Below are 24,266 nucleotides of genomic sequence, written 5' to 3' on the forward strand. Positions count from 1 at the left end.
CTAGGGTCGGCGGATGGACGCAAGGACGAACGGACGGCTCCTCGGTCTGGTGACGGCGCTGACGATGTCGTCGGCACTCGCGGTGGCCGCGCCGGCGGAGGCGAAGCCGACCTGGACGAAACCGCAGCAGGTGGCGCCGCGCGACGTGCCGGTCGGCTTCCCGGGGGATGTGGCGGTCGGTGAGCGCGGCCGCTCGTTGCTGGTGTTCAGCTGTGACCGAGGCACGAGCGAGCGTCCCCGATGGTTCAGGTGCGCCCGGTGGCGCGACCGCGACGGGACGCTGCGTCCGATCGTGACGCTCGAGCAGTCGCCCGACAGGTACGAGGACGCGGTCCTCGAGGCGGTCGTCAGCCGCCGCGGCGTGGGCACTGTCGTCTGGCCGAGCGCGCGCGGGCTCGAGCTGCGCCGAGTGAGTCCGACCGGACGCGTCGGCGGCGGCCGGTTGCTCACCACCGAACGCCCGACGGACGTGTCCCTCGTGGCCGGCGCCGACGGGACCGTCGCGGTCGGCTGGCACTCGACGACCACGGGCGCCCAGCTGCGGGTCATCGCCGCCGGTGGCGGCCTGGGGCCGGCGCGGACCCTTCCCGGCACCCATGTGCGGGCCATCAGCCCGAGCTCCGCAGGCGGGTACGCCGTGCTCACCACGACTGGGTCGCCGGCTCCTGACCAGAGCGGCGGGGAGGAGACCGTCCACTCGAGACTCACCGTCTCGAAGGTCGACGGCCGCGGTTCGGTGCGGTCCTCAGCGCTCGTGGCCGACAGAGCGGCGAAGGGCGACGTCGCCATGCTCCCCGGAGGCACCACCGTCGTCGTGTGGTGGAAGCAGGTCGCCGACCGGTCGGTCCTGACCGAGCGCCGGTACGCCGGATCCGTCGACGGCGCCTCCGCCACGCGCGCGCTGCTCGCGCCTCGACGGCGAGGCTCCTCAGCCGACCTCGTCGTGGCACCGGGCGGGCGGGTCTACCTGGGCTGGCAGGCCGCTGACGGCACGTACGTCGGCCTCCTCCCTCGGAGACCCGGTGGCGAGCTGCGGTGGGCGAACGTCCCGGGGTACCGCACGGACCTGGAGGGGATGCTGCACGCCGGCCGAGGCCAGGTCGTGCTCGTCTCGCAGACCCGGTCCGAGGCCGGGAAGTGGCTCGGCTTCAGGACCTGGGACGGCACCGGCCCGGCGTCCAGCGAGAGGCGGGTGCTCGACGACTACGCCGACTACTCGCCCGACGGCACCCTGACCCGCTACGCCGTCGCCAGTGCCGGTGGCTACCTCGCGGCGCTCAACATCAGCGATCACGCGGTGGGCAGGGGCGAGGTCGTCTATCGGGACTGAGTCCTGCGGCGTCACCTACCGGACCCGGCGCTGGCTCGGGGGCGCCTCACGAACCGGACACCGCGTCGCGCGGGCGTGCCGCGGACATGGGGGCGGGAGCGCAGTCGTCTTCCCTCGACCGCATGTGTCTCGCGGAGAGCTGCGACTCGTCCCCGCGCATCGCCTCGGCTGGGGGACTCCCTCGTTCCGTCGCCAAGCACGCCAATATCCGTTGGCGCGCGTCGCAAGGTCGTCGTAGAGGGCTCAAGACTCGCAACCCCTCGCCCGCTTGCAACGCACGTGCGCGACGAGGCTTTGGTAGCGACTGCGACATGCTTGCCTCATGACGTTCGAGGTGGAGACGCCCGGGGACCGATGGACTCGGGCGGCCAACTTTCTTGGTGAGCCGGCGTTGGCCTTCGTGCTCGACCTTCAGCCGGGCGAACAGCCAGCAGACGACGATCTACGGCGATGGGAAGCGACCGAGCAGTTCGGCCAACTCTTGGTCGACGACAGCTCGATGCAACCGGAGCAGCGACTCTCCCTGAAGTCACGTCTGCTGACGCAGGTAGCGTCTGGAACTGGTCTAACATCGGTGGAGGCGATCCGCCGTCACGTCGGCGGCCGGCTGCCAGCGCGGACAGATGATGACCTTGTGGACGCGTTCGTGCGCCTTGCGTTCAACGGCCTGGCTATCGAGCATCTCGATGGTGCCGCACAGGACCGGTTCTCGCTATCAGCGTCATTCCAAGACCCCGCGCTTCACGGTCCGGCTGCGGAGGCCTTCTTGCGCGACCCAGACCTGACCACCCTCTTCCCCCAACAAGACGGAGAGGTTGATGCGCGCGGACAGCAAGTCGCCCTTGGAATTCTGACCTGGCTTCCTGCTGACGGCGGGACGACCGACTTGCGCATCGTGGTGGGGGTAGTAGTGGCACAGACGCTAGCCAGGATGCGATTCGAGGGCAGACTGGAGGAGGATGCGCTCGTCGAGTACGTGCGTCGGACACTCGACGAGCTCAGGCGAGCAGCGCGCGGCGAAGAGGTTCCCGTGCTGATTTTGTCGGGCTTGGTGGGCGTAGAAGTCGATGCGCCGATCGATCGAGGCACTTGGGGTCTTGTGCCGGCCTCGGGACTCGCGATCGCATCGTGGCCATCTGCAGAGCATCGCACTCCCAAGAGTGTGCTTTGGATCAAGTCGACCCAGCGATTGGTTGGTCGTATCCGGAACGACGCACCTGACCAAGAAATCAACGCGGCGTTTGAGCGACTTCAAGAACTCGCTAGTGCACACACCGCCGCACTCCGCAGGGATGTCATGCGCCTGCAGTTCTGCATTGCCGCCTGGGCCGCCGAGCGCGACCAAACCGTCGATGTGACCGCTACCTGGCACTGGTCTCTCTTCCCGATGATCGGCGCTCAGACTCCGTACGTCACCACACAACAGGGCGGCCGCCCGGACGCCCAGCTCACCAAGACAGACCTCGACGAGATCGCTACCACCATGGATGAGATAGGCGACGTCACAAAGCGCCTCGACATCGCCCTAACGCGCATAGTCCGTGTGTCCTCGGAGCGACGCGATCCCGGAGACGCGCTCATTGATGCGGTGATGGCATGGGAAAACATGCTCGGCTCCCGAACGGAGACGACCTTCAAGGTATGTGCCGGGCTCGCATGGCTACTAGAGCCAGACGACAAGGCGCGCCGGACGGCGACCTTCGGTCGAGCCAAGAAGTTGTATGCGGCTCGGAGCGACATTGTTCATGGCGCGGCGAACTTGAAGCGCCCCAGGTTTGATGCCGCTCCTGTTTGAGTCCAGGAGGATGAGCAGCATGCCGAAGAAGATCGATCCGCAGGTCAAGGAGCGGTGCGTGCGGCAGGTGCTGGAGCACTTGCCGGAGTACTCGTCGTTGACCGCGGCCGCCGAAGTCGTCGCTCGTCGCGAGGGCCTGGGCAAGGAGACCGTGCGGCGCTGGGTGATCCAGGCTCAGGTCGATGGCGGTCAGCGCCAGGGCGCAACGAGCGATGAGCTGGCTGAGATCCGAGAGTTGAAGGCGAAGGTCCGTCGGCTCGAGGAGGACAACGAGATCCTGCGCAGGGCATCGATTTTCTTCGCCGGGGAGCTCGACCCCCGCAACCGCTGATCGTCGCGTTCATCGACGAGCTGCGGGCCGAGGGCCATGCGGTCGAGTCGATCTGCCGCGTCCTGCGTGAGCAGGGCTGTCAGGTCGCCGCACGGACCTACCGCGACTGGACGCGCGCCAACCGCCCGGTCGCCTCCCGCACGATCAGCGACGCCGTCGTCATCGACCAGGTCCGGGATCTGGCGTGGCGCACCGATCACGAGGGCGTGCGGCGGTTGACGCCCGAGGGTCTCTACGGGCGGCGAAAGATGGCCGCGCTGGTGCGGCGTACGAGCCCTGGAGCATCACCCGGAGCGGTCGACCGGGCGATGCGATCGCTTGACCTGCGAGGGATCCGACGCTCAAAGGGGGTACGGACCACGATTCCGGGCAAGGACGGCCGTCGTGCCGGTGATCTGCTCGATCGTGACTTCACCGCTCCGGCGCCGAACCGCACTTGGGTCATGGACTTCACCTATGTCCGCACCTGGGCGGGGTTTGTCTATGTCGCGTTCATCCTCGACGTCTTCGCGCAACGGATCGTGGCGTGGAACGTCGCGTCGACGAAGGCCGTAGAGCTCGTGGACGTGCCGCTGAGGATGGCGCTGTGGCAGCGCGATCGCGAGGGTCGCCCGGTCGTGCCCGGCGAGCTGATCGGCCACGCGGACGCCGGGTCGCAGTACACCTCCATCGCGTTCACAGATCATCTCGTCGATGCCGGCATCCGCCCCTCGATCGGCACTGTTGCCGACGCCTACGACAACGCCCTGATGGAGTGCGTGATCGGCCTCTACAAGACCGAGTGCGTGCGCACCACGGTCTTCCACGCCGGCCCGCTGCGGACCATCGGTGACGTCGAGTTCGCCACCGCCGGCTGGGTCGACTGGTACAACAACCGGCGCCTGCACGGCACCCTTGGGATGATGACCCCAGTGGAGTTCGAGCGAGCCCACTACGCGACTCTCAACCGAGAGCCGCACCCCGTATAGAAGCGGCGGAGAACCTGGGGCGCTTCAACTCGATCCCAGAGCTGTTCGAGCTGAGCCGCGAGGCGCTAGTCATGGCGATCGGCGCGTATCGGCGCATCCACGCCGTACCGGAACTGAAGGAGATCAAGGCGAGCACTCGCTCAGAAAAACTGCTTCTGCAAATCTGACTGGCTAGCGAAGTCTCCTTCGAAGTAGCAGAGATGGTCTTCGCTGACGTGGGCCCCATCGCCATCGTTGATCCGTGCGACGACGACCAAGGACTAGCCCATCCCACCGCGGATGCGCACGACATGAATGCCCGCACTGTCGAACGCGCGTGAGCCGAGCGCGACGCCTGCTCCGCGACGGCCTACAGGTCGAGGCGCAGGTGGAGACCGGGGCCCTGGTCCGGACGATCGACGGGAGCGGTGAGGCCACCGAGCGCGCCGACGAGGACGGCGATGGCGACCAGGCCGCCGAGGCCGGAGGGGGCGGCGTCCCGGTCGGCGCGGAGCGCGGCGAAGCAGTCGCTGCGGACGTACGAGACGAACGCGGCGAGGGCGACGGCGGCGGTGGCGGTGCCGACGAGCTCGAGCAGGGACGGGCCGGCGACGAGCTCGATGACGCTGGTGACGGCGACCAGCAGCAGGATGATGCCGGCCAGGCAGGTGCGGACCATCCGGGCGCGGACGACGCCGGCCGAGACGAAGGCGACGACCAGCGCCGAGAGCGGGACCGAGACGAGCGCGGCCTCCTCGTCGGCGACGCCGCGGTCGACCAGGGTCACCAGCTGCATCGCCACCGAGGCCCACGCTAGCGCCCACGCCGAGGCCGGCACGGCGTACGTCTGCTCCCGCGGTGCCGCGTCGACCGTCATGCGGGGGAGTGTGCCAGCCGGAGGGGGCTCAGCCGAGGAGGGTGAGCCGGTCGTGCTCGGCGTACTCCGCCTCGAGGGCAGCGGCGCGCGCGGCGGTCAGCGGGCGGTACGAGCCGTCGACCCGCTCCAGGACCGGGTCGCCGCCGCGCCACAGCTGGCGGCGCAGGGTCGGCTTGTCGACCTTGCGGGTGGCGGTGACCGGGAGGTCGTCGGTGAGGCGGACCAGGCGGGGCGCCCACTTCGTGCCGAGGTCGGCCTGGGAGTCCAGGAAGCCCGAGAGGTCCCGGGGGTCGACGGCGGCGGGGTCCTCGACCTGCAGCGTCGCCATCACCAGGTCGCCGGTGCGGGGGTCGGGGACGGGGTAGACCGCGGCGACCGCGACACCGGGGAAGCGAGAGAGGATCCGCTCGACCGGGGCGGCCGCGAAGTTCTCCGAGTCCACCCGCAGCCAGTCGGCGGTGCGGCCGGCGAAGTAGAAGTAGCCGTCCTCGTCGCGGTAGCCGAGGTCACCGGTCCAGAAGTCGCCGTCGCGCAGCTTCTCGGCGCTGGCCTCCGGGTTGTTGTAGTAGCCCTCGAACCGGGCCGCCGCGCCGCGGGAGACGATCTCGCCGGTCGCCTCCGCGGCGTTGAGCAGCTCGCCGTCGGGGGAGAAGCGGGCGGGCGGGCAGACCTGGCCGTCGTCGCCGACGACGTCGATGGTGAAGCCGACCTGCGGGACGCCGAGCGCGGACTCCGGGGTCTCGGGGGTGCGGACGATGTAGCACGTGCCCTCCGAGGAGCCGTAGGACTCCGAGACGGCCACGCCGTAGCGGCGCAGGAACTCCGCGCGGTCGCGCCCGGACGCCTCGGTGCCGAAGCCGAACCGCAGCTTCGTCCGCCCCTCGGCGGGGTGCTCGGGCTGGGCGAGGACGTAGGCCAGCGAGCGGCCCACGTAGTTGAAGAACGTGGCGCCGGTGTCAAGCACGTCGGGCAGGAAGCCCGAGGCGGAGAACTTCCGGCGCAGCGCGAAGGCCGCGCCGTGGTTGATGCACGGGCCCCACGCGGCCATGAGCGCGTTGCCGTGGAAGAGCGGCATGGCGTTGTAGGCCACGTCGTCGCGGCCGACGGGGATCGGCGTGAGCTGGCAGACCGTCGCCCAGCGGCCGGTGGAGCAGATGACCGCCTTCGGCGCGCCGGTCGAGCCGGAGGTGAAGAGGAGCAGCAGCACGCTGCGCGGGTCGAGCCCCTCGGGCGTCGCGGCGACCGGGGCGCCTGCGTGGCGCGCCAGCGCGGCGGCGTACTCCTCGCCCTCGACGTCGAGGACGGTGCCGGCGCCGTGGTCGATCCCGTCGAGCAGGGCGCCGTGCGGCGCGGCGGTGAGGAGGACGGCGCAGTCGGTGCGGCGTACGTCGGCGGCCAGCTCGGCCCCGCGCCGGGTCGGGTTCACGCCGACGACGGTGGCGCCGGCGAGGGCGGCGCCGGCGACGAGGAAGAGGTACTCCGGGGTGTTCTCCAGCAGCACGCCGACGTGCCAGGGACCCTCGGCCGGACGCAGCTCCTGCAGCACCGCCGAGCGGACCGCGGCCTCGGCGAGCAGCTCGCGCCACGACCACCGGCGTCCCTCGAAGAGCAGCGCGGTCCCGTCGTCGTCGGCCCGGGCGAGGAACAGCTCGGCCATGGTGGCATGGGCGAGGACAGGCATTGTGGCAGCGGTCACACGCGCCATCCCAGCCGCTCGCGGGCGGTCCGCGCGAGGGCCGTCCCGCAGAGCGGGACTGGCGAGCAGGGACCGGCGAGCGGGGACCGGGCGTGCCCTCAGCCGACGGTGCCGGGCAGCGTGCCGAGGTCGCGGGTGAGCGCGGCGTACCGCTCGTGGCCCAGCGCGTCGGCGAGCCCCGACTCGACAGCGCGCTCCTCGGCGCGCAGCACCTCGGCCAGGTCGCGGCCGGTCGGGGAGAGGGCGGTGACCGCGCGGCGCTTGTCGGCGGGGTCGATCCGGCGGACGACGAGCGCATGCTCGACCAGCCGGTCGACGTGGCGGGTCAGGGTGGCCGCGGGGACGACGGCGGCCTCCGCGAGCGCCGCCATCGGCAGCCCCGGCCGCTCCAGCAGCACCGAGAGGATCCGCCAGTGCTCGAAGGCGAGACCGGCCTGCGCGAGGGACGGAGCCAGCCGGCGACGTACGGCGTGCTCGGCGCGGGCGAGCAGCAGGGACAGGCTCTCCCGGCCGCTGTCGGGGCCGGGGGCTCGGCGCGGTCGGGGGCAGGCGCCTGGCAGTCCACCTCGGTCATGCCCGCCTCCCCGTCGCAGTGGAGTCCGTCTCATCGGTGGCGATCGGGGTGGCACCGCGGTCGCGCACCCCTAGGGTAGGCGAGTACCGGGTGGTCACCGGAGCCCACTCGCGAGGCCGAGCTGATCCCGCGACCTGCGCCCACCGGAGGCTCCCGTGAACCACGGCGCCGCACCCCCTCCTCGCCCCTCCGGCGACACGCTGCCGATCGCGTTCGTCGTGCCGTTGCAGGGCCCGACCGGCATCTACGGTCCCTCGTGCCTGGCGTGCGGACAGCTCGCGGTCGAGCAGCTCAACGCCGCCGACGGCATCGCGGGCCGCGCGGTCGAGCTCGTCGTGGTCGACGCCGGCCGGTCGCCGGAGGTGGTCGCCGAGGAGGTCGGGGCACTGGTCGACAGCGGCCGGGTCGAGGCGGTCGCCGGCTGGCACATCTCCGCGGTCCGCGTCGCGGTGACGCGGCGCATCGGCGGCCGGGTGGTCTACGCGTACGCCGCGATGCACGAGGGCCGTGACGACACCCCGGGCGTCTTCATGCTGGGGGAGCGGCCGGTCAACCAGCTGCTCCCGGCCGCGCGCTGGATGCGCGAGCAGCTCGGCGTCGGGCGCTGGGCGGTCGTCGGCAACGACTACGTCTTCCCGCGGGTCACCGCCGCGACCGCGCGGGCGGCCCTGCAGGGCACGCCGTCGGAGATCGTCAGCGAGACCTACGTGCCGCTCGGGACGACGGACTTCCGCGGCGTGCTCGACGCACTCGAGACCGGCGGGGCCGGGGGCGGGGTCGGGGGTGGCGTCGACGGCGTGATGATGCTGCTGATGGGCCAGGACGCGGTGCACTTCAACCGGCAGTTCGCCCGGCGCGGCCTCGGCGAGACCATCCACCGGCTCAGCCCGACCGTGGAGGAGAACACCCTGCTCGGCGGCGGGGCGGGCGCCCACGAGGGGTTGTACGCCGCGGCGGCGTACTTCGACCGGCTCGGCACCGCGGAGAGCACCGAGCTCGACCGCGCCTACCACCAGCGCTTCGGTCCGTGGGCGCCGGCGCTCAACGCGGTCGGGGAGTCCTGCTACGAGGCGATCCGGTTCCTCGCCCGGATGGGCCAGGTGAGCGGCCGGGTCGACCTGGCCGCCGCGGCGACGATGAGCACCGGCCACTTCTACGACAGCCCCCGCGGGCTGATGCGGCTCGACGGCAACCTGCTCGACCAGGACGTGTACGTCGCCGCAGCCAACGGGCTCGAGTTCGAGGTGCAGGAGCAGATCGCCCGCACCACCTGAGGCCGCGGCGACGGTCACGTCCGGACCGCCCGGACCGCCCGGGCCGCCCGCGCCCAGGCGTCCGCGGTCGTCGCGAGGTGGGCCTCGTCGGCGGTCGCCCGCACGAGCGTGCCGCCGCCCTCGAGCTCGAGCCGCTCCGGCGCGGCCGGTCCGCCGTCGTCGGCGCCGAGGCAGAGCACCGAGGCCAGCACCCGCCGACCGCCCAGGGCCATGCCGACGGTGTCGGGCCCGAGCGCCAGGTGCTCCACCAGGAGCGGGTCGCCCGCCGCGGTCGTCGCGACCAGCTCCTGCTCGATGGTGCCGGGCCACTCGGCGTACCTCCCCAGCACCAGCTGCTCGCGCAGCGCGAGGCGGGCGCCGTCGCCGAGGACGACCCGGGTGGCGCGGTGCACCCGCGAGCCGGCCGCGGCCACGAACGGCTCGCCGTGCCAGACGACGCTGCCCCCGGCCCCGATGCGGAGGTCGACGTCCCAGCGCGCCGAGGCGCCCCGCATGTCGTAGGCCACCGTCCCGGCCGGCTCGAGCAGCTCGAGCGTCGCGCCGGCCCCGACCTCCACCTCGACCGCGACCTCGTCGCCGGCGAGGAGCAGCGCGCCCTCGGGCACCAGCGCCACCCGCGCGGTCCGCTCGTCCGCCGAGAGCAGCACGGCCCGCAGCAGGGGCCGGGAGGTCCCGCCCGTCGCGGCCGTCCGTACCCGCAGCCGGCCCCCGCCCGGGGGGCGCTCGACCAGGACCCGCGTGCGGCTGGCGCCGTCGCGGGAGGCGGCGGCCCGGTCAGGCGTGGACGTGGTCATGCAGGTGGTCATGGGGGTGAGCGTGGGCGTGGGGCGCCATCGGGCCCGGGTCGGCCGGCACCAGCGCCCCGGCGCGGTGCCGCTCGAGCTGGGCCAGCATCCAGGTGGTCAGCTCGACGACGGAGCCGCGGTCGGTGCGGGACAGCGCGACGACGGGTCGCCCGGAGCGGGCGGCGCTCGCGTCGGCGACCATCCGGTCGCGGTCGACCCCGACGTACGGCGCCAGGTCGGTCTTGTTGACCACCAGCAGGTCCGCGCGCTCGATGCCCGGCCCGCCCTTGCGTGCGACGTCGCCGCCGCCGGCGATGTCGAGGACGAAGACCTGCACGTCGACCAGCGCCGGGGAGAACGTCGCGGTGAGGTTGTCCCCGCCGGACTCGATCAGCACCACGTCGAGCGGCGCGTAGTCCGCCTCGAGCTCCTCGACCGCCATCAGGTTGGCGGTGATGTCGTCGCGGATCGCGGTGTGCGGGCAGGCGCCGGTCTCGACGGCCCGGATCCGGTCGGCGTCGAGCACGCCGGCCGAGCGGAGGAACCGGGCGTCCTCGTCGGTGTAGATGTCGTTGGTGACGACCCCGAGCTCGAGGGTCGCGGCCAGCTCGCGGCACAGCAGCGCGATGAGGGAGCTCTTGCCGGTCCCGACGGGTCCGCAGACGCCCAGCCGCAGGGCGCGGGGGGTGGGGGTGGTGTGGTCAGGCACTGAACAACCTCCGGGCGCTGACGGCGTGGGTCTCGGCCCACGCCTCGATCTGGGGCAGGCCGGACGCCGGGACGGCGGCCGGTGAGTCGAGGTCGCGAACGGTCCGGGCGAGCGCCTCGACGTCGGGCAGGACGTCGTGGACCCAGCCGGTCGAGGTCGCGGGGTCGAGCGGCAGCAGCTTGAGCGCGGCGGCGGCCACGGTCTGCACGTCGTCGTACCCCACGAGCCGCGCGAGCTCGGCCGCCCCCAGGCCGCACGCGGCGGCGACGGCGCCGAGCGCCACCGGCCGGGAGGGGGCGTCCGTGTCGAGCACCGCCCGCACCGCGGGCGCGTCCGGCCAGAGCCGTCCGGCGAGCCGCAGCAGCGCCTTGGCCTGGCCCCGCGACGTACGCCGCATCGCAGCGCTCGGCGTGCGCGCCGCCCACGCCGCCTCGACCGGCGCCAGCGGGCGGCCGTCCAGCAGGTGGGCGCGTGCGACGACGGCGACCCCGGCCTCGACGGCGGTGACGGTCCGCAGGCGGGCGCGGAGGTACGCCGGCACGTGGGCCGCGGCGAGCCCGTCGCGGACGGCCGGCTCCAGCCCGGCCGACTGCGTGTGGCCGGCCACCGGCAGGCGCGCGTCGGCCAGCAGCATGAGCAGCAGGTCGGGGGAGGGAGTCATCTCGTCCGTGCTCAGAACAGCGAGTAGAGCTGCGCGAGCGGCAGCGTGGTGGCCGGGGCGGGCTCGACGACCTCGCCGTCGATGGCGATCGCGAAGGTCTCGGGGTCGACGTCGATGCGTGGCGTCGCGTCGTTGTTGACCATGTCCGCCTTGCCGACGTCGCGGGTCGGGGTGACCGCGGCGAGCCGGCGGCGCAGGCCGAGCCGGTCGGCGAGGCCGTCCTCGAGCGCGGCGGGGGCGACGAAGGTGACCGCGTGGTCGGCGCCGCTGCCCTCGGCCGGGTCGATGAGCGTCGGGCGCATGAGCACCGGCTGCGGCGTCGGGATCGACGCGTTCGGGTCCCCGAGTGCGCCCCAGACCAGGGCGCCGGCCTTGAGGACGACCTGGGGGCGGATGCCGAAGAAGCGCGGGTCCCACAGCACGAGGTCGGCGAGCTTGCCGGGCTCGACCGACCCCACCTCGTGGGCGATGCCGTGGGCGACCGCGGGGTTGATCGTGTACTTCGCGACGTACCGCCGGGCGCGCCCGTTGTCCGCGGGGCCGGCCGGCAGGTTGCTGTGCTCGCCGAGGCGGTGCTTCATCACGTGGGCGACCTGCCAGGTCCGGCACACGACCTCCCCGATCCGGCCCATGGCCTGCGCGTCGGAGGACGTGATCGACAGGGCGCCGAGGTCGTGGAGCAGGTCCTCCGCGGCGATCGTGGTCGCCCGGATGCGGGACTCGGCGAAGGCGAGGTCCTCGGGGACCTGCGGGTTGAGGTGGTGGCAGACCATGAGCATGTCGAGGTGCTCGGCGACGGTGTTGACCGTGTGCGGCAGTGTCGGGTTGGTCGAGCCGGGGATGACGTGGGGGAGCGCGGCGACCTCGAGGATGTCGGGCGCGTGCCCGCCGCCCGCGCCCTCGGCGTGGAAGGCGTGGATCGAGCGGCCGGCGATCGCGGCGACCGTCGACTCGAGGTAGCCGGCCTCGTTGAGGCTGTCGGAGTGCAGCGCGACCTGGAGGCCGTGCTCGTCGGCGGCCCGGAGCGCGGCGTCGATGGCTGCGGGCGTCGACCCCCAGTCCTCGTGGACCTTGTAGCCGGCCGCCCCCGCGAGCGCCTGCTCGGCGAGCGCCGCGGCGCTGACGGTGTTGCCCTTGCCGAGCAGCAGCACGTTGAGCGGCAGCGTGTCGAGGGCCCGGTGGACCGTCTGCAGGTGCCACGCCCCGGGGGTGACCGTCGTGGCCTTCGACCCCTCCGAGGGACCGGTCCCGCCGCCGCCGACGGTGGTGATGCCGGTGGCGAGCGCCTCGAGCAGCTGGGAGCGGGACAGGAAGTGCACGTGCACGTCGATCCCGCCGGCGGTCAGGATCCGGCCCTCGCCGGAAATCACGTCGGTCGACGGGCCGATGAGCAGCGCCGGGTGGACGCCGTCGGCGACGTCGGGGTTGCCGGCCCGGCCGAGCGCGACGATCCGGCCGTCGCGGATGCCGACGTCGGCGCGCACGACGCCCCAGTGGTCGAGCACGACCGCGTTGGTGATGACGGTGTCGAGGGCGCCCTCCGCCCGGGTCGCGGTGCCCTGCGCCATCGACTCGCGGATCGACTTCCCGCCGCCGAAGACCGCCTCCTCGCCGCCGAAGGTGAGGTCCTGCTCGACCTCGATCCACAGGTCGGTGTCGCCGAGGCGGACCTGGTCGCCGACCGTCGGCCCGTACAGCGCGGCGTACTCCGCCCGGGTCAGCTCAGCCATCGGCGCGGTCCCCGTCGCGCACCTGGATCCCCGGCACGACCCGGCGGCCGCGCAGGGCGACCAGGTGGACCTCGCGGGACGCGCCGGGCTCGAAGCGCCGCGACGTCCCCGACGGGATGTCGAGCCGGAAGCCCTCGGCCAGCGCCCGGTCGAAGGAGAGCGCGGCGTTGACGTCGGCGAGGTGCAGGTGGGAGCCGACCTGCACCGGCCGGTCGCCGGTGTTGACGACGACCAGCGTGCGCCGCTCGTCGGGCCCGCGGTCGGCGTTGATCTCGACGGTGCCGTCGGCGACGCGCACCGCGCCGGGGCCCGAGCTCTGGATGGCCATGGTTCTCCTGGGATCGCGGACGTGGGGTCAGGCGATGGGACGGTGGAGGGTGACGAGCTTGCGGCCGTCGGGGAAGGTCGCCTCGACCTGGACGTCGACGAGCATCTCGGCGACGTCGGGCATCACCTGGTCGCGGGTGAGGACCTCGCGCCCGGTGGTCATCAGCTCGGCCACACCGACGCCGTCGCGGGCCCGCTCGATGACCCAGGTGCAGAGCAGGGCGACGGCCTCGGGGTGGTTCAGGCGTACGCCGCGGGCGAGCCGGTCGCGGGCGACCATGCCGGCCACGGCGAGCAGCAGCTTCTCGGTGTCGCTGGGAGTCAGGTGCATCGCCGGCGCCTCAGACGGCCATCGCCGCGCGGACGTCGGCGACCGCGCCGGGCCCGCCGCTGCCGCTGGAGGTGACCCGACCGGACTCCAGGACGTAGTAGCGCCCCGTGGCCCGCAGCGCGAAGCCGACGTGCTGCTCGACCAGCAGCACCGAGAGGTCGTCGCGGGCGGTGAGCGCCGCGATCACCTCCTCGATCTCGGCCACGACGTTCGGCTGGATCCCCTCCGTCGGCTCGTCGAGCACGAGCAGCCGGGGCTGGGTCAGCAGCGTCCGGGCGATCGCCAGCTGCTGGCGCTGGCCGCCCGAGAGCAGCCCGGCCTTGCGAGGGAGCAGGCCGCGCAGCGCCGGGAAGGTGTCGAGCACCTCGTCGACGAGACGGGCGCCGTCGGGGCGGCCGTCGGCCACGAGCCGGAGGTTCTCCAGGGTGGTCAGCTGCGGGAAGCACAGCTGGCCCTGCGGGACGTACCCGAGCCCGCGCCGCACCCGCTGGTGCGGGCGCATCCGCGTCACGTCGACGCCGTCGAGCAGGATCGTGCCGCTCCGCACCGGCAGCAGCCCGACCGCGGCCCGCAGCAGCGTCGTCTTGCCCGCGCCGTTGTGGCCCATGACCGCCACGGCGCCGCCGGTGGGGACCTCCAGGTCGACGTCGTGGACGACGGCCGTGCGGCCGTACCCGACGCTGACACCTCGCAGCTCGAGCATCACGCCCCCTCTCCGGCGGCCTCGGCCGCCACGGCCTCGGGGTCGACGCCGACGGCGTCGGTGGTGCGCCCGAGGTAGACCTCCTGCACCCGCTCGTCGGCCTGCACCTCGGCAACCGTGCCCTCGGTCAGCACCCGTCCGGCGTGCATGACGGTCACGGTGTCGGCGAAGCGGCGCACGAACTCCATGTCGTGCTCGATGACGACGATGGTCCGCTCGCGGCCGATCCGCTGGAGCAGCTCTCCGGTGGCCTCGCGCTCCTCGGCGCTCATGCCGGCGACCGGCTCGTCGAGCAGCATGACCCGCGCGTCCTGGACCAGCAGCATCCCGATCTCCAGCCACTGCTTCTGGCCGTGGGCGAGCACCCCCGCCGGCCGGTCCCGCAGGTCGCCGAGCCCGATCGCGTCGAGCGCGTCGTCGACGTACGCCGGCACGCCGCGGCGCGGCAGGGCCAGCTGCCAGGCGCGGCGGTGGACGCCGCCCGCGATGTCGAGGTTCTGCAGGACGCTGAGCTCCTCGAAGACCGTCGCGGTCTGGAAGGTGCGGCCGACGCCGGCGCGGACGATCCGGTGCGGCTTGAGGCCGAGCAGGTCGTGCGCGCCGTACCGCGCCAGGCCGGTGCCGGGCACCAGGCCGGTGAGGGCGTCGACCAGCGTGGTCTTGCCGGCGCCGTTGGGGCCGATGAGGAAGTGCAGCCGGCCCTGGAGCAGGGTCAGGTCGACCCCGTCGACGGCCTTGAACCCGTCGAAGTCCACCGTCAGGCCGCGGACCTCGAGGTAGTCCCTCCCGCGGCTCATGCGGTCGCCGCCTTCCGCGTCCGGCCGCGCCGGGGCAGCGCGGCCCACAGCCGCGGCGGCAGCGAGGCGAGGCCCGCGGGGATGAGGAGGATGACCACGATGAAGAGGGCTCCTTGGAAGTAGCTCCAGTGGTTGGGGAAGGACTCCGAGAGCGCCGACTGGCCGTAGCCGACCGCGATCGCCCCGAGCGCCGGCCCGAGCAGCGAGGCGCGGCCGCCGAGCGCCACGCCGGCGATGAGCAGGATCGAGGCGGCGGCGTTGACGTCGGAGGGCGAGATGATCCCGGCGATCGGCGCGAACATGGCCCCGCCGATGCTGGCCATCACCGCGGCCGCCACGAAGGCGACCAGCTTGATGTTCGCCGGGTCGTGTCCGAGGAAGCGCACCCGTTCCTCGGCGTCGCGGGTGGCGACCAGCAGCTCGCCGAAGCGGCTGCGGCCCAGGTGCCACACGACCAGCAGGCACGCGATCAGCAGGCCCGCGGCGATGCTGTAGATCATCTGCTTGTTGACCGGGTCGTAGAGGTTGTAGCCGAAGAACGTCGGGAAGCTGTTGAGCCCGTTGAACCCGCCGGTCTGCTTGATCGTGGCGACGAGGAGCGTCGCGAACGTGACGGCCAGGGCCTGGTTGAGGATCGCGAAGTACGCGCCGCGCACCCGCCGCTTGAGGATCGCGTAGCCCAGGACCAGAGCCACCAGCGCGGGCAGCACCACGATCGCCACGAGGGTGAACGCCCCGCTGCGGAACGGCTCCCACCAGCCCGGCATCGTGCCGTCGCCGTAGAGCTGCATGAAGTCCGGCACGTTGCCGGGCCCGGCGGCCTCGAGCTTGAGGTGCATCGCCATCGCGTAGCCGCCGATGCCGAAGAAGACGCCCTGGCCCATGACGAGCATGCCGCCGCGGCCCCAGGCCAGGCCGATGCCGACGGCGGCGATCGCCCAGCAGCAGTACTTGCCGAGGTTGCCCAGGCGGAAGTCGCTGAGCACCGCGGGCGCCACGACGAGCAGCGCCAGGGCGAGGAGGGCGATGCCCAGCAGCCCGCCCCAGCCGCGCAGGGCGGTCGCGAGCGGCGTACGCCGCGCCGCGCTCATGCCAGGCCCCGCGTGCGCACGGTGAACAGGCCCTGCGGGCGGACCTGGAGGAAGACCACGACCAGCGCGAAGGTGATCACCTGGGCGGTGCTGCCGCTGAACCAGTCGGTGAGGAACGCCGTCACCACGCCCACCAGCCAGGCCGCGAGCACGGTGCCGCGGAGCTGGCCGAGGCCGCCGGCGACCACGACGAGGAACGCGGGGATGATGTAGCTGGTGCCGAGCGTCGGGTTGGTGCCGGAGGCGAGCGCCACCGCGACGCCGCCGACGCCCGCGAGGCCGGAGCCGACGAAGAAGGTGATCCGGTCGACCCGGCGCGTCGAGATGCCCATGGTCTCGGCGAGGTCCCGGTTCTGCACCGTCGCCCGGATCTGCCGGCCGAAGCGGGTGCGCTTGAGCAGCGCCGCCAGGCCACCGAGCGCCACGACGGCCAGCACGATGGTGAACATGCGGGTGTAGGGCCAGTGGTAGCCCAGGACGGTCAGGTTGCCCTGGAGCCAGCCGGGTTCTCGGACCGGGTCGCCCTGCGCCCCGAAGAGGTCCTTGGCCAGCTGCTGCAGGACCATCCCGACGCCGACCGTGACGAGCAGCGTGTCGAGCGGGCGGTGGTACATCCAGCGGATGATCCCGGCCTCCAGCGCCAGGCCGAGCAGGCCGGCGACGAGGAAGGCGACCGGGATCGCGAGCAGCACCGAGACGTCGGCGCTGCTGACGACCTGCTGGGTGAGGTACGTCGTGTAGGCGCCGGCCATGAGGAACTCGCCGTGGGCCATGTTGATGACGCCCATCTGGCCGAACGTCAGGGCGAGCCCGAGGGCGGCGATGAGGAGGATGGCTCCGGTCGAGGTGCCGGTGAGCAGGGGCGTGGTGAAGGACTCCATGCCGACCTTTCCGAGCGCGGGGGATGCCGGGTGGTGGCCGCGGCTGCGGCCACCACCCGGCGTACGACGGGACTGCGGGTCAGCGGCCGGTCACTCGGCGCTGGGGTCCCACCAGTCGTAGCCCTCGAGGAACGGGTCGGGCTCGATCGGGCCCTCCGAGCTCCACACCACGTCGAACTGGTTCTCGGCGTTGATCCGCCCGATCAGGCCGGTCTTGGCGATGTGGTGGTTCTCGCCGTCGATGGTGACCGTGCCCTCGGGGGCGTCGAAGGAGACGCCGTCGGAGGCGGCGTTGACGTCGTCGACGTCGAAGGACTCGGCCTTCTCGACGATGTTCTTGTACAGGTACAGCGAGGTGTACGCCGCCTCCATCGGGTCCGAGGTCGGCCGATCCGCGCCGTACTCGGCCTGGAAGGCCTCGATGAACGCCTCGTTGGCCGGGGTCTCGACGGACTGGAAGTAGTTCCACGCGGCGAACTGGCCGGTGACGTCCTTGCCCATGGCCGGCGCCTCCTCCTCGGCGATGGAGACCGAGATGATCGGCGAGGTGTCCGGGCCCAGACCCTGCTCGTAGTAGGCCTTGATGAAGCCGACGTTGGACGAGCCGTTGATGGTGTTGAAGACGAAGTCCGGCTTGGCCTTGACGATCTTCGCGACCTGGGTCGACCAGTCGTCGCTGTCGAGCGGGACGTACTCCTCGCCGACGATCTCGATGCCGAGCTCCGCGGCGTACTGCTTGATGATCTTGTTGGCCGTGCGCGGGAAGACGTAGTCCGACCCGGCGAGGAACAGCGTCTTGACGCCCTTGCTGGCCAGGAAGTCCATCGCGGGGATGATTTGCTGGTTGGTCGTCGCGCCGGTGTAGTAGATGTTCTCCGAGGCCTCGAGGCCCTCGTACTGCACGGGGTAGAACAGCAGGCCGTTGGAGCCCTCGACCACCGGGAGCATCGCCTTGCGCGACGCGGAGGTCCAGCCGCCGAAGACCGCCGCGACGCAGTCGCTGGTGAGCAGCTTCCCGATCTTCTCGGCGAAGACCGCCGGGTCGCTCGCGCCGTCCTCCTCGACCGGCTCGATCTGCTTGCCGAGGATGCCGCCGTCGGCGTTGATCTCCTTGGCGGCGAGCAGCAGGGAGTCCCGGACCGTCTGCTCGCTGATCGCCATCGCGCCGGAGGTGGAGTTGAGGAAGCCGAGCTTGATCGTGTCGCCCGAGGTGTCGACACAGCTGTCGGCTGCCGCTGCGCTGCCGTCGTCGGACTTGCTGCCGCCGCAGCTGCTCAGGACCAGGGCGGCGGCGAGCGCCGCCGCGGTGCTCGCCGCCAGGCGAGTGCGTGAAGTGGACACAGGTGGAAGCTCCTCGGGAAGGACCGCACGACGAGCACTCCGGTGTGCTCACTTGCCGAGGACGCTAGGAACGCGTCGTTTCTGATTGCTACCAAGTGGAATTAACTTGGTGTTACGGATGTCGGGGCGGTGTTTCGTGGGGCTGCCGGGGTGTCGGGGTCCCCGGTTGACCGGGGACCCCTGCACGTACCACGGAAGATCTGCCCCGGTATGTGCAGGACTCCCGTGGTAAGTAGCCGTAGGGGCGGCGGACGGCTCGAGCGACGCGGGTGGGGCAGCGGTCGGCTCAGCCGAAGGGAAGTGGCTCGGGCGCGAGCGAGACGGCCTGGGCGCGGGCGGCGGTGAGCCGGCGCCGGTGGTGCTGTCGGCAGAGCACCTCGTAGGCGACGTCCGCGGGCGCGGTGCCGGCCTCGTCGACGTCGCCGACGACGATCACCTCGCCCTCGACGACCATCGCGCCGTTCTCGGTGCGCGCGTTGTGGGTCGCCCGCTTGCCGCACCAGCACAGCGCCTCGACCTGGAGGACGTTCATCCGGTCGGCGAGCTCGACCAGGCGCTGGGAGCCCTCGAAGAGCGCGGTGCGGAAGTCGGTGAGGATGCCGAAGGCGAAGACGTCGATCTGCAGCTCGTCGACGACCTTCGCGAGCTGGTCGACCTGGTCGCGGGTGTAGAACTGCGCCTCGTCGCAGATGAGGTAGTCGATCCGCCCGCCGTGGGTCAGGGAGTCGACGACGTAGCGCCAGAAGTCGAAGTCCGGCCCGACCTCGAGCGCCTCGTGGGTCAGCCCGAGCCGGCTGGAGATGAGCGCCTCGCCGGCCCGGTCGTGCGCGGTGAAGATCCGGCCCGACCGGCCGCGGGCGGCGTGGTTGTGGTTGGTCTGGAGCGCGAGGGTCGACTTGCCGGAGTCCATCGTCCCGGTGAAGAAGTGCAGTTCCGCCACCGGGGAATCCTGTCACGGACGCGTCCCGCGCACGCGGCAGGATGGTGGTCGTGACCACACCGTTGATCCCGGCCCCCGAGCTGGTCGCCCTGCTCGCCCGCGACGCCTCCGCCGTCACGGTGCTCGATGTGCGCTACCGGCTCGGTGGCCCGCCGGGCCGCGAGGAGTTCGAGCGCGGCCACGTGCCCGGGGCGGCGTACGTCGACCTCGACGCCGACCTCGCGGCGCCGGCCGGTCCGCGGGGGCGCCACCCGCTGCCGGGGGTCGAGGTGCTCCAGGCCGCGATGCGTCGCGCCGGGGTCCGCGGCGACCGCGCCGTGGTGGTCCTCGACGACTGGGCCGGGCACGCCGCGGCACGGGCGTGGTGGCTGCTGCGCTTCCACGGGCACCCCGACGTGCGGGTGCTCGACGGGGCTTGGCCGGCCTGGCTCGAGGCGGGCGGGCCGGTGGAGACCGGGCCGACGACGCTGGAGCCGGGGGACTTCGTCGCGCGGCCCGGCGGCATGCCGGTGGTGGACGTGGACGGGGCGCTGGACGTGGGGGTGCTCGTCGACGCGCGGGCGGCCGAGCGGTACCGCGGGGAGGTGGAGCCGGTCGACCCCGTGGCCGGGCACGTCCCCGGCGCGGTGAACGTGCCGACGAGCGCCAACCTGGGGGCCGACGGGCGGTTCCGCGGGCCGGCCGAGCTGCGCGAGCTCTACGCGGCCGTCGGGGCCACGCCGGACGCCGACGTGGCCGCGTACTGCGGGTCGGGGGTGACCGCCGCGCACGACGTGCTCGCGATGGAGGTCGCGGGCGTGCCGGCGGCGCTGTGGCCGGGCAGCTGGAGCGAGTGGGTGGCCGACCCGGCGCGGCCGGTCGCGACCGGACCTACCAGTGGACGCCCTTGAAGACCCGCGCCAGCATCAGCTGCTCGGACTCCCGCGACGCCGCCTGGCCCTCCGAGCGGTCGCGGCCCTTGGCGGCCGTGGAGTCCGGGAAGACCTGGTAGGCCAGGTTGAGCACCCGGAACGTCGTCCGCGGCGCCAGCGTGTGCGCCACCGCGCCGGCGTTGCCGAGGAGGGTGTTGATCTCGTGCGGGCGCTCGACGATCGCCTCGACGACGAGGTCGGCGGCCTGCGCCGGTGAGATGGTGGGGAACTTGTCGTAGAGCTTGGTCGGCGCGATCATCGGCGTCCGCACCAGCGGCATGTGGATGTTGGTGAACGTGACGCCGTCGCCGACCAGCTCGCTGGAGACGACGTTGCTCCAGGAGTCCAGGGCCGACTTGGAGGCGACGTACGCCGAGAAGCGCGGCGGGTTGGTCTGCACGCCGATCGAGCTGACGTTGACCACGTGGCCGCGCTTCTGCCGGCGCATCGCCGGCAGCAGGCCCATCACCAGCCGCACGGCGCCGAAGTAGTTGAGCTGCATCGTGCGCTCGAAGTCGTGGAAGCGGTCCTCGGACAGCTTCAGCGACCGGCGGATCGAGCGGCCGGCGTTGTTGACCACGACGTCGACCGACGGCAGCTCGGTCACCAGCGTCGCGCAGAGCTCGTCGATCGCCTCGAGGTCGGAGAGGTCGCAGGGGTGCACGTGGGCGGTCCCGCCGCGCAGCTCGATCAGCGCCTGGAGGTCCTCGAGCTTGTCCTTGCCGCGCGCGACCAGGACGGGTACGCCGCCGGCCTGGGCGACCTTCAGCGCGGTGACCTCGCCGATTCCGGACGAGGCGCCGGTGATCACCACGTGCTTGCCGCGCAGCGCCGACCGGATCCGCGGGTCGTCGCCGGTGGAGGTGTCCAGGTGCTCCTCCCACCACGACCACAGCGTCCGCGCGTAGCCCTCCAGGTCGGGCACGCCGATGCCGGACCCCGCCAGCGCGCGCTCGGTGCGGCGGGAGGCGAAGACCGTCGGAAACGACGTGTGCGCGAGCACCTCGGCCGGGATCCCGATGCGGCTGGTCAGCGGGTCGAGCGCCTTCTGCACGACCGGGTTGCCCACGACGCCCGCGAGCAGCGAGGCCGGCCGCAGCACCCGGGGGAGCAGGCCCGGCCCGTCGAGGGAGGTCACGAACCGGGGCGCGCCGGCCGCGGCGCAGAACGCGTCGACCGCCTCGATCACCGGCGTCGGCTGCGGGTCGACGAGGTGGAACGCCTCGCCGTCGTGGCCCGGCAGGTGCGCCAGGTGGTCGATCGCGGAGGCGACGTAGTCGACCGGCACGAGGTTGGTGTCGCCGATGTCCACGCCGACCATCGGCAGCCAGCCGGGCAGGGTGTCGCGCAGCGTCTTGAGCAGCGGGAAGAAGTAGTAGGGCCCGTCGACCTTGTCCATCTCGCCGGTCTCGGAGTGGCCGACGACGATCGCCGGGCGGTAGACCCGCCACGGGACCTCCGCCTCCTCGCGGACGATCCGCTCCGCCTCGTGCTTGGTGCGGTGGTACGGCGACGGGAGGTGCTGGCCCTCGTCGAACATCGTCTCGTCGAACCGGCCGCGGAAGTCGCCCGCGACGGCCACCGAGCTCACGTGGTGCAGGTGTCGCACCCCCAGCGCGTGGGCCAGCTCGAGGGTGTGGCGGGTGCCGTCGACGTTCATCGCCTCGTTCGCGGCGTCGTCGGCGGTCATGTCGTAGATCGCGGCCAGGTGGAACAGGTGCTCCACCTCGCCCGCGTGCTCGGCGACCCACGCCTCGTCGACCCCGAGCGTCGGCTCGGTCAGGTCGCCGACCACCGGCACCACGCGGTCGGTTCGCCACCTGCGCCTCAGCGCCTCCAGCCGCGGCAGCGAGGACGCCCGGCACAGCACGAACACCTCACCCTCGCGGTGGTCCAGCAGCTCCCGGACCAGGTGGCGGCCGATGAACCCTGTGGCGCCGGTCACGAAGTACGACATGCGCGGACCCTACTCCCGCGGCGGCCCTGCGGTCGCTGGTCGTTGGTCGGTCGTTGCTGGTCGAGCAGCGAAGGCCGCCGCGCTGGTCGAGCAGCGAAGGCCGCCCCGCCGGTCGAGCAGCGAAGGCCGCCCCGCTGGTCGAGCAGCGAAGGCCGCCAGGCCTGAGCGTGTCGAAGCCCGGTGAGCCGAGCTGCGGCCTCGGGGACGCCGTTCCCGCGTGCGGGCGGGCCGGGGCGTCGGCTCCCGTGTCGCTCGGAGGTCCTGCCCTGCCATGGGCGGGGCCTGTGAGCCGACATACCACGGGAGTCCTGCACATATCGGGGCAGATCTCCCGTGGTATGTGCAGGGGTCCCCGGTCAACCGGGGACCCCGACATCCCGCCGCCCGCGCTGCGCCCGCCCGCGGCGTACGTCGGGCGACCGGCGGGCCGGCCGGACTACTCAGGGGAAACCCGCACCCCCGCCGGCGGCTCAGTCCTGCTTGCCGCCGCCGAACATGATCTCGTCCCAGCTGGGGACCGAGGCGCGGCCGCGGCTCTTGCGGACGGGGCGGCGCGGGGGCGGCTGCTCCTGCGACGCGGGCTCGTCGGCGGCGGGCTCGGCGGGCTCCGCGGCCGCGGCCGCGGCCGGGGGCTCGTCGCGGACGGCCGGCTGCTCGGTGGTGGGGGCGTCGTCGAGTGCGGCGGCGTCGGCGGCCTGCTCGACCAGCTCGTGCTCGCGGGCGGCGACGGTCGGCTCGGCCGGGGGCTCGGTGTCGAGGAAGGCGTCGACCGGCTCGTCGTGGACGAGCTGGATCGCGTCGTCGCCGAGCGGCAGCTCCTGGTCGACGGGGTCGACGGTCGTGAGCCGGCGCTGCCGGGCGTGCTGCAGGTCGTCGCGGGTCGGGGCGGGCTCGGGCAGCGCCTCGCCGACCAGCCAGCGGGCGTCGTCGTTGTCGAGGAGCACGAAGTTCCCCGGCAGGTCGAAGGTCAGCTCGGCGATGCCGCTCCGCTTCGAGGTCTCGTACGCCGCGACGAGGTTCCAGCGGCCGTCGTCGCGCCGCCAGGAGTCCCACTCGACCCGCTCGGGGTCGACGTGCAGCGAGCGCAGGTGCGCCTCGACGGCCTCGCCGAGGGTGCGCGCCGTCCCCGCGGCCTCGCCGGCCCGGCGACGTACCGAGGAACGCTGGGCGCGATCGGCGACGTGCTGGCGCTCGGCGAGCACGGGGCCCGCGAAGGCCATGATCCGGTCCACCGTGGTGCCCGCGGCGGCGGCGACGTCCTCGGCAGACTCCCCGGAGCGGATCCGGGCCTGGATGTCGCGGGGCCGGAGGGTGCTCTCCATCTGCTTCTCCTGACGTCTCGGCTGGTGCTCGCGCAGGGCGCTCCGGAGGCGCTGGTCGATGTCGAGCTCGTGCTCGGCACCGCTGTCGTCGGTCAGCAGCAGGCGCTTCCCGTCCTCGCTCACTCCGGTGAGCTCGAGGTGCGCCATGGGTGTCTGGTCCTTGCCCGGTCGTTCCTGCTGGTCGTGGGCCCAGAGCCTACGCCAGGGCGACGCCCGGGACGGGTAACCTCCGAGCGTGCCGACGCTCGTCGTCCTCGACCTGGTCGGGATCTTCGTCTTCGCGATCTCCGGTGGGCTGGTCGCGGTCCGCAAGGACCTCGACGTCTTCGGCGTGCTGCTCCTCGCGGGCACGACCGGCCTGGGCGGCGGGTTCCTCCGCGACCTGCTCATCGACGCCGCCCCGCCGGCCGCGCTGACCGACTGGCGCTACCTGGCGGTGCCCGTGGTGGCCGGGCTGCTGACCTTCGGCTACCACCCGACGCTGGGCCGGATGGAGCGGACCGTCAACGTCTTCGACGCCTTCGGCCTGGCGCTGTTCTGCGTCGCCGGCGCGCTCAAGGCGCTCGACCACGGGCTCGGCCCGGTCCCGGCCGCGCTGCTGGGGATGACGACCGGCATCGGCGGCGGCATCCTGCGCGACCTGCTCGCCGGGCGGGTCCCGGTGGTCTTCCGGGGCGAGCTGTACGCCACGCCGGCGCTGGCGGGCGCGTTCGTCGCGGTGGCCGGCACCGAGCTGGACGCCCCGCGGACCGTGGTCACCGTCCTCGGCGCGCTCGTGTGCCTGGTGTGGCGGTTGCTGGCGCTCTGGCGCGGCTGGCAGGCGCCGCGGCCCTCGGGGGCTGCCAGCGTCTGAACCGCGGTCCTCGCCCGTTCGGGCGGCCCGCGCCGATGAGTCCGGCGCTCGGCCCCGGTCGGAGGATCCATGCGACCCAGACGAAACCCGGATGGCCACTGTC

Annotated in this window: 23 protein-coding genes; 6 read left to right on the forward strand and 17 right to left on the reverse strand. The window is 72.8% G+C overall.

What is annotated here, in order from left to right; translation table 11 throughout:
* Positions 1-13: 13 nt before the first annotated feature.
* The 3 genes from QWY28_RS09330 to QWY28_RS09340 all read left to right on the forward strand — a co-directional run bounded on the left by QWY28_RS09330 (position 14) and on the right by QWY28_RS09340 (position 4,424).
* Entirely contained in the window at positions 14-1,330 is a 1,317-nt protein-coding gene (locus QWY28_RS09330; RefSeq protein ID WP_300952226.1) for a hypothetical protein, read from the forward strand.
* A gap of 322 nt (positions 1,331-1,652) precedes the next feature.
* Positions 1,653-3,125 carry a HEPN domain-containing protein gene (locus QWY28_RS09335; RefSeq protein ID WP_300952227.1) on the forward strand — a complete coding sequence of 491 codons (1,473 nt, stop codon included), beginning with the start codon at positions 1,653-1,655 and terminating at the stop codon, positions 3,123-3,125.
* 19 nt (positions 3,126-3,144) lie between these two features.
* A protein-coding gene (locus QWY28_RS09340) for an IS3 family transposase (protein WP_300952228.1) occupies positions 3,145-4,424 on the forward strand; the annotation gives its coding sequence in 2 pieces (ribosomal slippage) (positions 3,145-3,418 and positions 3,418-4,424; 1,281 coding nt in all).
* A 349-nt stretch (positions 4,425-4,773) separates the two neighbouring features.
* Here the strand turns inward: QWY28_RS09340 and QWY28_RS09345 are convergent.
* From QWY28_RS09345 to QWY28_RS09355, 3 genes are all read right to left on the reverse strand, one after another.
* On the reverse strand, positions 4,774-5,280 hold the full coding sequence (locus tag QWY28_RS09345) for a hypothetical protein (RefSeq protein ID WP_300952229.1): 507 nt from the start codon (positions 5,278-5,280) through the stop codon (positions 4,774-4,776).
* Positions 5,281-5,308: 28 nt separating this feature from the next.
* Positions 5,309-6,976, reverse strand: a complete 1,668-nt coding sequence (locus QWY28_RS09350) for an AMP-binding protein (protein ID WP_300952230.1) — start codon at positions 6,974-6,976, stop codon at positions 5,309-5,311.
* Between the two features lie 98 nt (positions 6,977-7,074).
* On the reverse strand, positions 7,075-7,584 hold the full coding sequence (locus QWY28_RS09355; RefSeq protein ID WP_300952231.1) for a MarR family winged helix-turn-helix transcriptional regulator: 510 nt from the start codon (positions 7,582-7,584) through the stop codon (positions 7,075-7,077).
* 121 nt (positions 7,585-7,705) lie between these two features.
* Here QWY28_RS09355 and QWY28_RS09360 point away from each other — a divergent pair, with 121 nt between their 5' ends.
* Positions 7,706-8,824, forward strand: coding sequence for a substrate-binding domain-containing protein (locus QWY28_RS09360; RefSeq protein WP_300952232.1), 1,119 nt, complete (start codon positions 7,706-7,708; stop codon positions 8,822-8,824).
* Between the two features lie 14 nt (positions 8,825-8,838).
* Here the strand turns inward: QWY28_RS09360 and QWY28_RS09365 are convergent, their stop codons facing one another.
* The 12 genes from QWY28_RS09365 to QWY28_RS09420 all read right to left on the reverse strand — a co-directional run bounded on the left by QWY28_RS09365 (position 8,839) and on the right by QWY28_RS09420 (position 19,120).
* Positions 8,839-9,630: an urease accessory protein UreD gene (locus QWY28_RS09365; protein WP_300952233.1), complete on the reverse strand. Its 792-nt coding sequence runs from the start codon at positions 9,628-9,630 to the stop codon at positions 8,839-8,841.
* On the reverse strand, positions 9,599-10,318 hold the full coding sequence (gene ureG, locus QWY28_RS09370; RefSeq protein WP_300952234.1) for an urease accessory protein UreG: 720 nt from the start codon (positions 10,316-10,318) through the stop codon (positions 9,599-9,601). The genes QWY28_RS09365 and ureG overlap by 32 nt, the downstream gene beginning before the upstream one ends.
* On the reverse strand, positions 10,311-10,979 hold the full coding sequence (locus tag QWY28_RS09375; RefSeq protein WP_300952235.1) for an urease accessory UreF family protein: 669 nt from the start codon (positions 10,977-10,979) through the stop codon (positions 10,311-10,313). Before QWY28_RS09375 ends, ureG begins: the two co-directional genes overlap by 8 nt.
* 11 nt (positions 10,980-10,990) lie before the next feature.
* Positions 10,991-12,709, reverse strand: a complete 1,719-nt coding sequence (locus QWY28_RS09380; protein WP_300952236.1) for an urease subunit alpha — start codon at positions 12,707-12,709, stop codon at positions 10,991-10,993.
* Positions 12,702-13,037 (reverse strand): urease subunit beta, encoded by a 336-nt coding sequence (ureB, locus tag QWY28_RS09385; RefSeq protein WP_300952237.1) that lies wholly within the window; start codon positions 13,035-13,037, stop codon positions 12,702-12,704. Before ureB ends, QWY28_RS09380 begins: the two co-directional genes overlap by 8 nt.
* Positions 13,038-13,064: 27 nt before the next feature.
* On the reverse strand, positions 13,065-13,367 hold the full coding sequence (locus QWY28_RS09390) for an urease subunit gamma (protein WP_300952238.1): 303 nt from the start codon (positions 13,365-13,367) through the stop codon (positions 13,065-13,067).
* A 10-nt stretch (positions 13,368-13,377) separates the two neighbouring features.
* On the reverse strand, positions 13,378-14,070 hold the full coding sequence (gene urtE, locus QWY28_RS09395) for an urea ABC transporter ATP-binding subunit UrtE (RefSeq protein WP_300952239.1): 693 nt from the start codon (positions 14,068-14,070) through the stop codon (positions 13,378-13,380).
* Positions 14,070-14,867 (reverse strand): urea ABC transporter ATP-binding protein UrtD, encoded by a 798-nt coding sequence (gene urtD / locus QWY28_RS09400; protein ID WP_300952240.1) that lies wholly within the window; start codon positions 14,865-14,867, stop codon positions 14,070-14,072. The genes urtE and urtD overlap by 1 nt, the downstream gene beginning before the upstream one ends.
* Positions 14,864-15,958: an urea ABC transporter permease subunit UrtC gene (urtC, locus tag QWY28_RS09405; RefSeq protein WP_300952241.1), complete on the reverse strand. Its 1,095-nt coding sequence runs from the start codon at positions 15,956-15,958 to the stop codon at positions 14,864-14,866. Before urtC ends, urtD begins: the two co-directional genes overlap by 4 nt.
* Positions 15,955-16,839: an urea ABC transporter permease subunit UrtB gene (gene urtB, locus QWY28_RS09410; protein ID WP_300952242.1), complete on the reverse strand. Its 885-nt coding sequence runs from the start codon at positions 16,837-16,839 to the stop codon at positions 15,955-15,957. Before urtB ends, urtC begins: the two co-directional genes overlap by 4 nt.
* Positions 16,840-16,929: 90 nt before the next feature.
* The gene (urtA, locus tag QWY28_RS09415) at positions 16,930-18,180 is read right to left on the reverse strand and encodes an urea ABC transporter substrate-binding protein (protein WP_300952243.1); all 1,251 of its coding nucleotides are present in this window, start codon (positions 18,178-18,180) and stop codon (positions 16,930-16,932) included.
* A gap of 286 nt (positions 18,181-18,466) precedes the next feature.
* On the reverse strand, positions 18,467-19,120 hold the full coding sequence (locus QWY28_RS09420) for a thymidine kinase (RefSeq protein ID WP_300952244.1): 654 nt from the start codon (positions 19,118-19,120) through the stop codon (positions 18,467-18,469).
* Positions 19,121-19,170: 50 nt separating this feature from the next.
* Between QWY28_RS09420 and QWY28_RS09425 the strand changes: the two genes are divergently transcribed.
* Complete coding sequence (locus tag QWY28_RS09425) at positions 19,171-20,010, forward strand: sulfurtransferase (protein ID WP_439117243.1); 840 nt, start codon at positions 19,171-19,173, stop codon at positions 20,008-20,010.
* On the opposite strand, the gene QWY28_RS09430 is transcribed toward QWY28_RS09425, so the two are convergent.
* Both QWY28_RS09430 and sepH read right to left on the reverse strand, forming a co-directional pair.
* Entirely contained in the window at positions 19,991-21,988 is a 1,998-nt protein-coding gene (locus QWY28_RS09430; protein WP_300952246.1) for an SDR family oxidoreductase, read from the reverse strand. The genes QWY28_RS09425 and QWY28_RS09430 overlap by 20 nt on opposite strands.
* Positions 21,989-22,458: 470 nt before the next feature.
* Positions 22,459-23,457 carry a septation protein SepH gene (gene sepH / locus QWY28_RS09435; RefSeq protein ID WP_300952247.1) on the reverse strand — a complete coding sequence of 333 codons (999 nt, stop codon included), beginning with the start codon at positions 23,455-23,457 and terminating at the stop codon, positions 22,459-22,461.
* 88 nt (positions 23,458-23,545) lie between these two features.
* Between sepH and QWY28_RS09440 the strand changes: the two genes are divergently transcribed.
* Entirely contained in the window at positions 23,546-24,163 is a 618-nt protein-coding gene (locus QWY28_RS09440) for a trimeric intracellular cation channel family protein (RefSeq protein ID WP_300952248.1), read from the forward strand.
* Positions 24,164-24,266 lie beyond the last annotated feature (103 nt).

This window comes from Nocardioides oceani (assembly GCF_030412965.1).
GTDB lineage: Bacteria > Actinomycetota > Actinomycetes > Propionibacteriales > Nocardioidaceae > Nocardioides > Nocardioides oceani.

Coding starts and splice junctions, on each gene's coding strand:
- urtC (WP_300952241.1), bottom strand. CDS start 15,958: ATGAGCGCGGCGCGGCGTACGCCGCTCGCGACCGCCCTGCGCGGCTGG.
- QWY28_RS09390 (WP_300952238.1), bottom strand. CDS start 13,367: ATGCACCTGACTCCCAGCGACACCGAGAAGCTGCTGCTCGCCGTGGCC.
- QWY28_RS09330 (WP_300952226.1), top strand. CDS start 14: ATGGACGCAAGGACGAACGGACGGCTCCTCGGTCTGGTGACGGCGCTG.
- urtD (WP_300952240.1), bottom strand. CDS start 14,867: ATGAGCCGCGGGAGGGACTACCTCGAGGTCCGCGGCCTGACGGTGGAC.
- QWY28_RS09430 (WP_300952246.1), bottom strand. CDS start 21,988: ATGTCGTACTTCGTGACCGGCGCCACAGGGTTCATCGGCCGCCACCTG.
- sepH (WP_300952247.1), bottom strand. CDS start 23,457: ATGGCGCACCTCGAGCTCACCGGAGTGAGCGAGGACGGGAAGCGCCTG.
- QWY28_RS09345 (WP_300952229.1), bottom strand. CDS start 5,280: ATGACGGTCGACGCGGCACCGCGGGAGCAGACGTACGCCGTGCCGGCC.
- QWY28_RS09380 (WP_300952236.1), bottom strand. CDS start 12,709: ATGGCTGAGCTGACCCGGGCGGAGTACGCCGCGCTGTACGGGCCGACG.
- QWY28_RS09355 (WP_300952231.1), bottom strand. CDS start 7,584: ATGAGACGGACTCCACTGCGACGGGGAGGCGGGCATGACCGAGGTGGA.
- QWY28_RS09375 (WP_300952235.1), bottom strand. CDS start 10,979: ATGACTCCCTCCCCCGACCTGCTGCTCATGCTGCTGGCCGACGCGCGC.
- ureB (WP_300952237.1), bottom strand. CDS start 13,037: ATGGCCATCCAGAGCTCGGGCCCCGGCGCGGTGCGCGTCGCCGACGGC.
- QWY28_RS09335 (WP_300952227.1), top strand. CDS start 1,653: ATGACGTTCGAGGTGGAGACGCCCGGGGACCGATGGACTCGGGCGGCC.
- urtE (WP_300952239.1), bottom strand. CDS start 14,070: ATGCTCGAGCTGCGAGGTGTCAGCGTCGGGTACGGCCGCACGGCCGTC.
- QWY28_RS09365 (WP_300952233.1), bottom strand. CDS start 9,630: ATGACCACCTGCATGACCACGTCCACGCCTGACCGGGCCGCCGCCTCC.
- urtB (WP_300952242.1), bottom strand. CDS start 16,839: ATGGAGTCCTTCACCACGCCCCTGCTCACCGGCACCTCGACCGGAGCC.